At 61.4% G+C, this 13005-nt stretch carries 13 protein-coding genes; all 13 read right to left on the bottom strand.

Going from position 1 to position 13005, the window contains the following annotated elements:
- Nucleotides 1–20: 20 nt before the first annotated feature.
- Nucleotides 21–2183, bottom strand: coding sequence for a chemotaxis protein CheA (locus PG887_RS07315; protein WP_270821411.1), 2163 nt, complete (start codon nucleotides 2181–2183; stop codon nucleotides 21–23).
- Between the two features lie 11 nt (nucleotides 2184–2194).
- The gene (locus PG887_RS07310) at nucleotides 2195–2935 is read right to left on the bottom strand and encodes a protein phosphatase CheZ (protein ID WP_041212633.1); all 741 of its coding nucleotides are present in this window, start codon (nucleotides 2933–2935) and stop codon (nucleotides 2195–2197) included.
- A gap of 12 nt (nucleotides 2936–2947) precedes the next feature.
- Nucleotides 2948–3319 carry a chemotaxis response regulator CheY gene (gene cheY / locus PG887_RS07305; protein ID WP_425278782.1) on the bottom strand — a complete coding sequence of 124 codons (372 nt, stop codon included), beginning with the start codon at nucleotides 3317–3319 and terminating at the stop codon, nucleotides 2948–2950.
- A 122-nt stretch (nucleotides 3320–3441) separates the two neighbouring features.
- Nucleotides 3442–4161, bottom strand: coding sequence for an RNA polymerase sigma factor FliA (locus PG887_RS07300; protein WP_029314170.1), 720 nt, complete (start codon nucleotides 4159–4161; stop codon nucleotides 3442–3444).
- Entirely contained in the window at nucleotides 4154–5029 is an 876-nt protein-coding gene (locus PG887_RS07295) for a MinD/ParA family protein (protein WP_270821416.1), read from the bottom strand. Before PG887_RS07295 ends, PG887_RS07300 begins: the two co-directional genes overlap by 8 nt.
- A 1-nt stretch (nucleotide 5030) precedes the next feature.
- Nucleotides 5031–6527 (bottom strand): flagellar biosynthesis protein FlhF, encoded by a 1497-nt coding sequence (gene flhF, locus PG887_RS07290; RefSeq protein ID WP_210537997.1) that lies wholly within the window; start codon nucleotides 6525–6527, stop codon nucleotides 5031–5033.
- 16 nt (nucleotides 6528–6543) lie between these two features.
- Complete coding sequence (gene flhA / locus PG887_RS07285; RefSeq protein ID WP_010673930.1) at nucleotides 6544–8646, bottom strand: flagellar biosynthesis protein FlhA; 2103 nt, start codon at nucleotides 8644–8646, stop codon at nucleotides 6544–6546.
- Nucleotides 8647–8975: 329 nt separating this feature from the next.
- A complete protein-coding gene (gene flhB, locus PG887_RS07280) occupies nucleotides 8976–10106 on the bottom strand; it encodes a flagellar biosynthesis protein FlhB (RefSeq protein ID WP_041212629.1) in 1131 nt (376 codons plus the stop codon).
- A 74-nt stretch (nucleotides 10107–10180) separates the two neighbouring features.
- Nucleotides 10181–10978, bottom strand: coding sequence for a flagellar biosynthetic protein FliR (gene fliR, locus PG887_RS07275; protein ID WP_010673928.1), 798 nt, complete (start codon nucleotides 10976–10978; stop codon nucleotides 10181–10183).
- 91 nt (nucleotides 10979–11069) lie between these two features.
- Nucleotides 11070–11339: a flagellar biosynthesis protein FliQ gene (gene fliQ / locus PG887_RS07270; RefSeq protein ID WP_010673927.1), complete on the bottom strand. Its 270-nt coding sequence runs from the start codon at nucleotides 11337–11339 to the stop codon at nucleotides 11070–11072.
- A gap of 122 nt (nucleotides 11340–11461) precedes the next feature.
- Entirely contained in the window at nucleotides 11462–12220 is a 759-nt protein-coding gene (fliP, locus tag PG887_RS07265) for a flagellar type III secretion system pore protein FliP (protein ID WP_270821410.1), read from the bottom strand.
- Nucleotides 12207–12590, bottom strand: coding sequence for a flagellar biosynthetic protein FliO (gene fliO / locus PG887_RS07260; protein WP_270821409.1), 384 nt, complete (start codon nucleotides 12588–12590; stop codon nucleotides 12207–12209). The genes fliP and fliO overlap by 14 nt, the downstream gene beginning before the upstream one ends.
- Nucleotides 12587–12982, bottom strand: coding sequence for a flagellar motor switch protein FliN (gene fliN, locus PG887_RS07255; protein WP_010673924.1), 396 nt, complete (start codon nucleotides 12980–12982; stop codon nucleotides 12587–12589). Before fliN ends, fliO begins: the two co-directional genes overlap by 4 nt.
- Nucleotides 12983–13005: the final 23 nt, after the last annotated feature.

Below are 13005 nucleotides of genomic sequence, written 5' to 3'. Positions count from 1 at the left end.
TAACTCCTTGAGCCTGGCGCTCAGTGGCGACGGGCATAGGCCTTGAGCAGGCTGGGCACATCCAGAATAAGGGCGATGCCGCCGTCGCTGGTGATGGTGGCGCCGGCCATGCCGGGGGTACCTTGCAGCAGGTTGTCCAGGGGCTTTATCACCACCTCTTCCTGACCGATGAGGTTGTCTACCACGAAGCCGACCTGCTGGGTGCCGATCTGGACGATGACCACGTGGCCCTGGTCCTGGCGGGCTGTCTTGCCGGCACCGCGTACCAGCCACTTGTGCAGGTAGAACAGCGGAATCGCCTTGTCACGGACGATGATGGTGAGCTGGCCATCCACCACGTTGGCCTTTTTCAGATCCAGGTGGAAAATTTCATTCACGCAACCGAGGGGCAGGGCGAAGGTCTGTTGACCCACCTCCACCATCAGGGTCGGCAGAATGGCCAGGGTCAGGGGAACCTTGATCTCGAGACGGGTGCCCTTGCCCCAGGTGGAATCGATGTGCACCGAGCCATTGAGGCTGACGATGCTGGTCTTCACCACGTCCATGCCCACTCCACGGCCGGAGATGTCGGAGATCTCCGACTTGGTGGAGAAGCCGGGGGCGAAGATCAGGTTGTAGGCATCGTTGTCGCTCATGCGCGCCGCGCTGTCAGCATCGAGCACGCCACGGCTGATGGCGATGGACTTGAGCTTCTCCGGGTCCATCCCTGCGCCGTCATCCTCGATGCAGAGCAGAATGTGATCCCCTTGCTGGGAGGCGCTCAGGGTGATGGTGCCCTGACGGGGCTTGCCCGCCTTCTCGCGCACGTCCGGCATCTCGACGCCATGGTCGCAGGAGTTGCGCACCAGGTGAACCAGGGGGTCGGCCAGGGCCTCCACCAGGTTCTTGTCCAGATCCGTGTCCTCACCCACCATCACCAGCTCGATCTCCTTCTTGAGGGTACGAGCCAGATCGCGCACCACGCGCGGGAAGCGGCCGAATACTTTCTTGATAGGCTGCATGCGGGTCTTCATGACCGCGCCCTGCAGATCGGCGGTCACGACGTCGAGGTTCGCGACAGCCTTGGACATCTCTTCGTCATTGCTGGCGATGCCGAGGCTCACCAGGCGGTTTCTCACCAGCACCAGTTCGCCCACCATGTTCATGATGACGTCCAGGGTCTTGGTATCCACCCGCACCGTGGTATCGCTCTGTACCGCGCTGCTCTCGGCGGGAGCGGCCTGCTTGGCAGGGGCGGCCTTGGCTGGCGCTGGGGGCTCTGCCGGCGCGGGTTTGGCGGCCACTGGCGCCTTGGGCGGCGTAACCGGGGCTGCGGGGGCAGCGGGTGCCGGGGCCTTGGGTTCGGGAGCGGGCGCAGGAGCAGGAGCAGGTGCCAGACTGTGCTGGGGCCCCTGCCCACGGCCATGCAGTTCATCCAGCAGGCGCTCGAACTCATCGTCGTCGATGAGCTCGTCCACCTCTTTCTGGACCGACTGCAGGGGGGCCAGATCGGGGGCACCACCGTGCTGGCCCTGACCATGGAGCTGGTCGAGCAGGGCTTCGAATTCGTCGTCTGTGATGTCACCTGACCCGCTCAGCACGGGGGCGGCAGAGACCGTCGGCGCTTTGCCGACACCGTGCAGCTCATCGAGCAGGCGTTCAAATTCGTCGGCGGAGATCTCGTCGATGGAGCCACCGCCATTGACGGCGACAGGCGCCACCTCGGCGATGACCTCGGGTTCTGGTGCGGGTTCGGGCTCAGGCTCGGGTGCTGGCTGGGCCGCCACGCTGGCGGTACGCAGCTGCTCCTGCCCTTCCGGCTTGCACAGCTCGTGCAGATCGTGCAGCAGATCGGGAGAAGCGGGGCTTATCTCTTCGCGGTTCTGGACCTGGGCAAACATGACGTTGATGGCATCCAGCGCCTGCAAGATGACATCCATCAGCTCGGCACTGAGGGTCCGCTTGCCGTTGCGCAGCATGTCGAACAGGTTCTCGGCACCGTGACAGACATCCACCAGTTCGGTGAGGGAGAGGAAGCCAGCTCCCCCCTTGACGGTGTGGAAGCCGCGGAAGATGGCGTTCAACAGGTTCTTGTCATCGGGCCGCTTTTCCAAGTCGACCAGTTGTTCAGACAACTGTTCCAATATTTCTGATGCTTCGACCAAAAAGTCTTGCAGTATGTCTTCATCAACTTCGAAGGCCATGCGTCACTCCATTAGAATCCCAGGCTAGACAGCAGATCGTCCACATCATCTTGACCATTGACCACATCTGAGCGGGTCTGCGGGTTCATGATGGGGCCTTCCGCCTCGATGCCGCTCACTGGCAGGCTACGTGCCGAATTGTCGCTAACGCCCTCACCGAACATGGTCAGCATCTCTATCAACTTCGTTTCAACTTCCTGCACCAGTTTGATCACCTTGCGGATCATCTGACCGGTCAGGTCCTGGAAATCCTGAGCCATCAGAATTTCCGTCAGCAGTTGTCGTAACTTATCGGCATCCGTCTCAGAAGCCTTAATAAAATCATTCAGTTGATGGCACAGCGCCTTGAATTGACCCAGCTCGAGATCCCGGCTCATCAGGGCATTCCAGTTGGGCATGACCAGCTGAATGTTGTCGTTGAGTCGATCGGCGATGGGAAGGCTTGCCTCGACCGCATCCATGGTGCGATTGGCCGCCTTGTCCGTCATGTCGATGACATAGCTCAGACGCTCCCGGGCATCCGGGATCTCATGGGTGGCCAGGTCGGGGATCCTGGGATCCAGGCGAAAATCCTGCAATGAGTTATGCAATTGGCGGGTCAGCTGCCCCACCTTGTCAAACAGGGCCGCCGCGTTGGGGGCGCACACATCGGCGAGGATGGTATCGGCCTGTTCAAACTCTTCCCGCTCCAGGTGGGCAACCAGCATCCTTGCCTGGTCAAGCGAGATCATGGCACTCGTTTTGGCCTTCATCCCTGCCGCTCCTTAGCCGATACGTTCAAAGATTTTGTCGAGCTTCTCTTTGAGGGTGGCAGCGGTGAACGGCTTGACGATATAGCCATTGACCCCGGCCTGGGCGGCTTCGATGATCTGCTCGCGTTTGGCTTCGGCTGTCACCATCAGAACCGGCAGGTGCTTGAGCTTGTCGTCGAGGCGAATCGCCTTGAGCAGGTCGATGCCCTGCATGCCGGGCATGTTCCAGTCGGTGACCACGAACTGGAAGTCGCCATTTTTCAGCATCGGCAACGCCGTGTTGCCATCGTCTGCTTCATGGGTATTGTTATATCCCAGGTCACGCAGCAAGTTCTTGATAATCCGGCGCATCGTTGAAAAGTCATCGACGATGAGGATTTTCATGTTCTTGTCCAAAGTTCCTCCTAAATAGCCGCCAAGACGGCTCACTTACATGATGCAGATCGCAGGTTTTATGGTGCGGATTATGCCTTAGAGTTGTGCTCCAGTGTAGCCAGTACAACCACTTATAAATTCCAATCTCGCAAACGGGCGCGCAGCCTGTGCATGGCCTGACTATGAATCTGGCTCACCCGAGACTCACTTACACTCAATACTTCACCGATCTCGCGCAGATTCAGCTCTTCATCGTAATAAAGGGAGAGCACCAGCGCCTCCCGCTCCGGCAGGCGGGCGATGTGCTCCGCCAGGGCCCCCTGGAAGCGTTCAGCCGCCAGATCGTCGAATCCTCCCTGACCGTTGCCTTCATCGGGATGACCGATGACATCTTCGCTGACGCCCAGATCCTCGATGCCGATGATCTTGCCGCAGGAGACATCCTGCAGCATGGCATGGTACTCCCCGAGGGACACCCCCATATTGGCGGCCACCTCGGTGTCTCTGGCATCCCGGCCATGGGCCTGCTCCACGTTCTCGATCGCTTCTGCGATGGCACGGCTGTTGCGGTGCACCGAGCGGGGCACCCAGTCCCCACGGCGGATCTCGTCGAGCATGGCACCACGGATGCGGATGCCGGCATAGGTTTCAAAGCTGGCGCCCTTGCTACCGTCAAAGTTGCGGGAAGCTTCGAGCAGCCCAATCATACCTGCCTGGATCAGGTCATCCAGCAAGACACTGCTTGGCAGGCGAGCCAATAAATGCTGGGCAATCCGCTTGACCAGCGGAGCGTGTCGCTCGACCAGCACGTAGGAATCCTGATGACGCAAGTATGCTTGGGCTTTATTCACGGGAGTCTTCCTGTGTTATGACCGGCTTTTGCAACAAGTTTTCCAGGAAAAATTCGAGGTGGCCCCCCGGCTGATTCGGGATGGGCCAGCTCGCCGCCTTGTTCGCCAGGGCACGAAATGCCAGGGCGGCAGGGGATTTTGGAAACGCCTCAACTATCAGTTTCTGCTTGCGCACCGCGGCCCGCAGGTTGGTGTCGTAAGGCACGCAGGCCACCAGCTCCAGGGAGGTATCCAGGAAGCGGTCGGTGACCCGGGTCAGCTTGGCGAACAGCTCCTGCCCCTCGCGCAGGGAGCGGACCATGTTGGCCACCACCTTGAAGCGGAACGCACCGTGATCCTTGGAGAGGATCTTGATGAGCGCGTAGGCATCCGTGATGGAGGTGGGTTCATCGCACACCACCACCATGATGTCCTGGGCGGCGCGGGTGAAGCTCAGCACCATGTCGGAAATCCCCGCCGCCGTGTCCACCAGCAACACGTCCACCTGGGTCTTCATCTCGCTGAAGGCGCGGATGAGCTCGGCATGTTGTACCGGGGAGAGCTCGACCATGGACTGGGTACCCGAGGTGGCTGGCACTATCATCATGCCGTAGGGCCCCTCGACGATGATGTCATCCAGGGTGCATTCCCCCGCCAGCACATGGGAGAGGTTGCGATGCACCCTCAGCCCCAGCATGACGTCGACGTTGGCCAGGCCAAGGTCAGCGTCCAGCACCAACACCCGCTTGCCCTGGGCGGCCATGGCTCCCGCCACGTTCAGGGTCACGTTGGTCTTGCCGACGCCCCCCTTGCCTCCGGACACGGCGATCACTTTCACTCGATTGTTTTGACGCATTTTGCGCAGACCACTCGCCTGATCCATATACATGTTACTCATAAAACTCCGAATCTTCGGATTCGCCAAAACCCGATCCCCAGAAATAGGGATCTTCTGCTTCCCGTTCCAGCGACCCCATGGCGGCACCGACCAGCAGCGCCGCGTTGGCAACTTGAATATCTTCCGGCACCCGTTGCCCGTCGGTGATGTAACTGATGGGCAGGGCGTTTTGAATGCACACGTTGATCACTTCACCCAGATTCAGGCTCTCGTCGAGCTTGGTCAGAATGCAGCCGGAGAGCGGAATGCGCCGGAAGTGATCCACCGCCTCCTGCATCACACGTCGCTGGGAGGTGGCCGACATGACCAGATAACTGCGGATACGCACCTTGGCATTCTTCACCAGAGTGTCGAGCTGTTCGGTCAGGCGGATATCCCGCTGACCCATCCCGGCGGTGTCGATGAGCACCAGCCGGCGATGGCGGAACTGATAGAGGGCACTGGCCAGCTCTTCGGCGTCCCGCACCTGCCGCACCGGGCAACCCATGATGCGACCATAGGTCTGCAGCTGTTCGTGGGCCCCGATCCGGTAGTTGTCCGTGGTAATGAGCGCCACCTGCTCGGCGCCATACTTCATGGCAAAGCGGGCCGCCAGCTTGGCGATGGTGGTGGTCTTGCCCACCCCGGTCGGTCCGAGCAGGGCCACCGCCCCTCCCTGACGCAGGATCTCGTCCTCGCTGATCTTGAGCTGGGCCGTCAGCACCTCGGCCAGCTGGGCCATGGCCTGATGGATCGGCATGTCTTCGGGGATGAGGCCCGCCAGCTGATCGGCGAAGGCGTCGTCGAACCCCATCTTCTTGAGCTCCTTGATGAGCAGGGCGCGCATGGGTTCGCGGCGTTCCACCTCCTGCCACATCAGGCCGGAGATCTGGTGCTCCAGCAGCTTGCGGATGCTGGCCATCTCCTTGCGCATCCCCTCCATCTCCTGATCCCGCTGGGCGGACTGGGCCTGGCGCGGGGCGGCGGCAGGACGGGCCTTGGGCTTGGCGGGCTCGGGAGCTGCTCCCCACTGGCCCTGTTCGGCCAGGGTTCTGGGAGCTCTGGCCGCGCCCGCCAGTCCGGCGGACTGGGTGCCGGCAGCGCCATTGGCGGGCCAGGAGGCCGAAGCTGGCTGACCGTTGCCTCCGTTGCCAGACCATGATCCCGGTGCGGCATTGCCACCCGCCGGGTTGGCCGGATTGAGCTTCTGCTGGCGTGCCAGCAGGGCCGCCAGGGTATCGGCGTAGTATTCGTTCTGTTCCTTGGGTGGCGCCGACCTCGTCATCTGCTTGCCCGCAGACGAGATATTGACGCTCTCTTCATTCAACTGACGGCGAACCGGCGCGTCTTTAGGCCCCGGTACCTGGGATTGATAATCGACGGCCGCGACTATCTCCACCCCACCGGTGACCTTTTTGTTGGACATGATGACGGCATCGGGTCCGAGAGTCTCCTTGACCTCGGCCAGCGCCGTGCGCATGTCTTTGGCAAAAAACCGCTTAATCTTCACCCGTCATCTCCGCTAACTAGCCCTGTCCCACCGCACTGACGATGCGGATCTGCTTGTCGTCAGGCACTTCCTGATAGGACAGCACGCGTAATCCAGGAATGGCATTCTTGACAAATTTCGCCAGGGTATTGCGCAATATCCCCGATGTCAGAAGCACGGCCGGCTGGCCTTCCAGTTCTTGTCGTTGAGTGGCTTCCACCAGGGAGCGTTGCATCCGCTCCGCCAGTCCCGGTTCGATACCGGCGCCATCTCCCCCACCTGCTTGCAGGGATTGATGCAATATACGTTCCAGTTCTGGTGACAAGGTGATCACCGGCAGCTCGGGCTCGGGGCCGGCAATCTCCTGCACAATCAATCTGCGCAGGGCGATCCGGCAGGCTGCGGTCAGCACTTCCGGGTCCGGGCTGCGGGGCGCATATTCCACGAGGGTCTGCAGGATAGTGCGCATATCGCGAATTGGCACGCCTTCATTGAGCAAATTCTGCAATACCTTCACCAGGTTGCCCATGCTGATCACCTCGGGAACCAGTCCTTCCACCAGCTTGCTCTGATGCTTCCCTATCATGTCGAGCAGTTGTTGCACCTCGTCATGACCCAGCAGCAGCGCCGCATGGTTGGAGAGGATCTGGCTCAGGTGGGTAGCCACCACGGTGGCCGCATCGACCACGGTGTAGCCAAGGGTCTGGGCCTGGGAGACCTGCTCCTTGGCGACCCAGACCGCCTCCAGCCCGAACGCCGGGTCCTGGGTGGCGATACCGTGGATCTGGCCGAACACCTGCCCCGGGTTGATGGCCATCTCCTTGTCGTGATAGACGGTGGCTTCCCCCGTGCTCACGCCCATCAGGGTGATGCGGTACTGGTTGGGGGCAAGATCCAGGTTGTCGCGAATGTGGACGGCAGGCACCAGAAAGCCCAGCTCCTGGGAGAGCTTCTTGCGCACCCCCTTGATCCGGTTGAGCAGCTCGCCCCCCTGATTCTTGTCCACCAGAGGTATCAGCTGATAACCCACCTCCAGGCCGATGATGTCCACCGGCATGACGTCGTCCCAGCTGAGATCCTTCTGCTCCACCGGGGCATCCCCCTGGGCCGGCATGAGTTCGCCGCTCGCCGCCTTCGCCTTGTTCTGCTTCTCGCGGCGCAGCAGCCACCAGGCGCCCGCCGCCGCCACCGCCCCCAGGCTCAGGAAAGCCAGGTGCGGCATGCCGGGTACGCTGCCCATCATCAGCAGGATGCCGGCGGAGATCACCAGCGCCTTGGGATTTTCGAACAGTTGGCCGAGTACCGCTGTCCCCATGTCCTGGTCGGTATTCTGACGGGTAACGATGATGGCCGCGGCAATGGAGAGCAGGAGCGAGGGGATCTGGGCGACCAGACCGTCACCGATGGCGAGCAGGGTATAGACCTGGGCCGCTTCGCCGAAGGTGAGCTGGTGCTGCATCATGCCGATGATGAAGCCGCCGATGATATTGATGAAGAGGATCATGATGCCCGCGATGGCATCCCCCTTCACGAATTTGGAGGCACCGTCCATGGAGCCGTAAAAGTCCGCTTCCTGAGTCACGTCCTGACGGCGCTTCTTGGCCTCTTCCTGGTTGATGAGACCGGCGTTCAGGTCCGCATCGATGGCCATCTGCTTGCCGGGCATGGCGTCAAGGGTGAAGCGGGCGCTCACCTCGGAGATCCGGCCCGCACCCTTGGTGACCACCACGAAGTTGATGATCACCAGGATCATGAAGACGATGATGCCCACGGCATAGTTGCCGCCGATCACCACGTTGCCGAACGCCTCGATCACATGGCCCGCCGCCGCGCTGCCGTTGTGGCCTTCCAGCAACACCACCCGGGTGGAGGCAACGTTGAGGGCGAGCCGCAGCAGGGTGGCGATCAGCAAGACGGTGGGGAAGGCGGCAAATTCCAGGGGGCGGCGGGTATAGACCGCCACCAGCAGCACCACGATGGAGAGGGCGATATTGAAGGAGAAGAGGATATCCAGCATCAGGGGCGGAATGGGGAGTACCACCATCCCCAGAGAGGCCAATACCAGCAGCGGCGTCCCTACCCCTCTGCTGAGCAGCCACTTGTACTCTTTGAAACGGCCCAGTCCCGCTTTGAATCCCATCGTGCATCTCAATGATAAACTGCCAATAGCGGATTAAAGCAAATATCAAGCCAAGGATTCAATGCATTGATTTATATGGTTTTTATTTTAACGCTGTCAGAAGTCCGTCGTTAGCGTCACGGGGAATGGTGACAGGGGGGAAGCTGCCTTCACCAAGCAGGCCAAAGGCCAGCCCAGGCCATGGGGCGAGGCGACGCGCCTCGACAGGGAGATTGCGGCCTTGTTTGCGACACAAGGGAGAGACCGGATGGTGGGGCCATCCCACCGCTTTATTTGCGAAACGCGGGGGCGCAAGGGAGAGAACCCGGGATCAGGCTGCCACCACTGCGTTATTTGCGAAACTCGGGGGGAATGGGCAGATCCTTGGCGATGGGGGTCGGGCGCCGGCCGCGGCCACGGCGGAACTTCTTGAGCTGATAGACATAGGCCAGCACCTGGGCGACGGCGGCGAAGAGCCCCTCCGGGATCTCCTGGCCAATCTCGGTGGCGTGGTAAAGGGCCCGGGTGAGCGGCGGGGAGGACATGACGGGGATGTCGTATTCGCGACCGATCTCCCGGATCTTCATCGCCACCTCGTCGACCCCCTTGGCCAGTACCTTGGGCGCCGCCCCCGGCTTGCCCGCATCGTATTTGAGCGCCACCGAGTAGTGGGTCGGGTTGGTGATGATCACATCGGCCTTGGGGACATCCCCCATCATGCGGCGCATGGCCATCTGCATCTGCAACTGGCGTATCCGCCCCTTGACCTCGGGCTTGCCTTCGCTGTCCTTGAACTCGTCCTTGATCTCCTGCTTGGTCATCTTGAGCTGGCGATTGTGGTTCCAGCTCTGGAACGGCACATCGATGGCGACAATAGGGATCAGGGCGCAGCAGAGGATGATCAGCATCCAGAGCAGCAGGTCCAGGGCATCGACGATGCCGCCGGGAAAGCCCTCAAGAGAGAGATTCAGCAGATGGTTGAACTGGCTCGACAGCATCCACCAGGCAAACAGACTGATAAACACCACTTTTGCGATGGATTTGACAAGTTCCACCAGAGATTGCACCCCAAACATCCTTTTGATGCCGCTCAGGGGGCTCAGCTTGCTCCACTTGGGCAGCATGGCCTCGGAGGAGAAGTTCATCCCGCCGAGCAGGGTGTTGCCGACGAAGGCGGCGATGATCACCAGCATGAACAGCAGCCCCAGAGGCTGGATCAGCTCCCCCAGCAGGGCAGGCACCATGGCCCCCATGGCATTGGGGTCGAACGCCTGATCCCGGTCCAGGGTAAAGCCCATGGTGAGTACCTTGATCATGGCCCCTGCCAGACTCTCCTTGATCATCAGGAGGCCGAACACGGTCGCCAGCAGGACGCTGGCGGTACCCAGCTCCTTGGAACGTGCAATCTGCCCTTTTTCCCGGGCTTGTTGCAGTCGTTTGCCCGTGGGTTGTTCTGTGCGTTCCTGATCGGTATCAGCCATGCTGGCCTCCTGCCGGCATCAGCCGACTGGCGGCCCGCCAGACTGGCAGCAAAAGGGCCGCAACCGGGAGGGCCTCAGTCATGCTGGCCCCCGAAGCACTGGACGTTGATGAGCTCGCAGCTGGTCTCCTGCACCCGCTCCCAGAGCGCGTCGAAGTGCCCCATGAAGCCACCTATGGTGAGCCAGAGGATGAACAGGCCCGACATCATGCTGACCGCAAAGCCGATGCTGAAGATGTTGAGCTGGGGGGCCGCACGGGTCATCACCCCGAACGCGAAGTTGATCAGCAGCAGGGCGATGATGGCCGAAAGCGCCATCACCAGAGAAGCCTGATACATGACCCCGAGAAAGCTCACCAGGCTGCGGATGGCAGGCAGGGTGAGCCCGCTGTCAGATACCGGCAGGGTTTCGAAACTCAGCACCACCATGCGCAGCATCAGCAGGTGGCCGTCCACCGCGAGAAACACCAGGGTTGCCAGCATCAGGTAGAACTGGCCCACCACGGGAGCCGACTGGCCGTTCATGGGATCCACCAGGGTGGCAAAGCCCAGGCTGGTCTGCATGGCGATGACCTGACCCGCCATCACGAAGGTCTCCAGCAGGAACTGGGTCATGAGGCCGAGCGCGATGCCGATGAGCAGTTGCTGCCCCAGCACCAGGAAGCTGCCTAGGGAGAAGAGCTCGATCTTCGGCATGGGGGGCAGCAGGGGGGCGATGATGAGGGTGATCGCCAGCGCCAGGCCGATACGGATATGGGCGGGGGCGAGCCGGCTGCCGAAGACCGCCATCACCATCAGGAGACTGCTCACCCGGGCCAGAGGCCAGAGGATGGAGGAGAGCCACTCCATGATGAGCGCTGTGGTGTAGGTCATGACAGCAACACTCCCGGCAGGGGCAAGCCAACGGGAGGACGCAGGCCCCGGTCTGCCTCGGCCAGAGCAAAAGAGTGGCCCTTGGCTGGCATCAGCCCACCACCTCGGGGATCTGGCTCACCATCAGCTGGAAGAAGTCCATCAGACTCTGCAATCCCCAGTGAGCCCCCGCCCCCAGGGCCAGCAGGGTGACCACCAGACGGGGCAGGAAGCTCAAGGTCTGTTCGTTGATGGAGGTGGCGGCCTGGAAGATGGCGACCACCAACCCCACCATCAGGCTCGGCAGGATCACGGCGCACACCATGATGGTCACCAGCCAAAGCGCCTCGCGAAAGACGTCGACGAAGGTTTCAGGACTCATTGCTCGCTCCTTTTGATGGGTTTGCCCAGGGCCGCATCCTCCTGGCCTCCTCTTTCGAGAGAAAGAGAGGCCTCGCTTCCTCCCCGAGTGAATGGGAGAGCCGGGGGAGGGTCTGCCCTCCCCTAACCACCCGAGCCCAGCCCGAAGCTGGTGGCCAGGGAGCCCAGAATAAGGTTCCAGCCATCTACCATGACGAACAGCATCAGCTTGAACGGCAGGGAGACCAGCATGGGGGAGAGCATCATCATCCCCATGGCCATCAGGATACTGGCGACCACCAGATCGATGACCAGGAAGGGCAGAAACAGCATGAAGCCTATCTGGAAAGCGGTCTTGAGCTCGCTGGTGACAAAGGCCGGGATCAGCACCCGCAGCGGCACGTCAGCAGGCTCGGCTACCTGCACGTTCGCTATCTCCATGAAAGTATTGAGATCCTTGACCCGGGTCTGGGCCAGCATGAACTGGTGAATGGGCAGCTCCGCCTTCTCCAGGGCCTCCTTGGCCCCGATGGTCTCGGCCAGATAGGGCTGCAACGCCTCGTTGTTGATGCGATCCAGCACCGGCGACATGATGAAAAACGACATGAAGAGGGCGATGCCGATCAGCACCTGGTTGGAGGGGCTCTGCTGCAGACCGATGGCCTGGCGCAGGATGCCGAGCACCACGATGATCCGGGTGAAGGAGGTCATCATGATCACCATGGCCGGCAGGAAGGAGAGCGCGGTCATCAGCGCCAGTACCTGCAGGGTCAGGCTGTACTCCTGACTGCCATCCGCCATGGTCTTGACGGTGAGTGCAGACATGCCGTCCTGGGCCATCGCCAGGGGCGAGAGCACCAGGCAGAGCAGTGCCAGCCACCGGGTCCAGTTAACGTTGTTCATGCTTGCCCATCAGTTTGCCCAGTTGCTCGGAGAACGCCTGAGGCTGGCTCTCGTCCAGCGGCTCCTCCAGGCGATAGAGGAAGTTGACCTGCTGCGGCGTCACCCCGACCAGCAGCTGCTGGCCGCCCACCTTGACCACCATCAGCTTCTCCTTGTAGCCAAGGGGCAGGGTGGCGATGACCTTCATCTGGCCCCCTCCCATCACCTGGGAGAGCTTGCTCTTCTTGAGCAGGAAGCCGAGCACCAGAATGAGGCCGATCACCATCAGGCTGGAGAGCAGCCAGGAGGTGAGGCTGGGGGGATTCGCCCCTACCCCCGGGTTGGCCAGGGCAGGCAGGGAAAACAGCCACAACGGAAGCACACGGATCATTTGAGCTTCTTGATCCTTTCAATCTGGCTGATGACGTCGGTGAGGCGGATACCGAACTTGTCGTTCACCACCACCACCTCGCCGTGGGCGATCAGGGTACCGTTGACCAGCACGTCCAGGGGCTCACCCGCCACCCGATCCAGCTCCACGACGGAGCCCTGGTTCAGTTGCAGCAGGTTGCGAATACTGATCTGGCTGCGGCCCACTTCCATGGCGATGGTCACCGGGATGTCCAGAATGGTGTCCAGCTTGCGCCGCTCTTCGGCGCTGATGGGGGCTTCGTCCTTCAACTCCTCCAGGGGGGCAGGCTTGGCTTCGGCCGTAACCTGCTCCTCCAGTGCGGCCGCCCAAGCGTCAGCCATCAAATCCTGCTCGTCATCGGTTCCGCTCATCTTCAATTCCTCAGTGTTGCAAC

Origin of the sequence: Aeromonas sp. QDB14 (assembly GCF_027707845.1) — a bacterium.
Classification (GTDB): Bacteria; Pseudomonadota; Gammaproteobacteria; order Enterobacterales; family Aeromonadaceae; genus Aeromonas; species Aeromonas caviae.
This window is presented reverse-complemented; position numbering and strand designations above follow the sequence as displayed.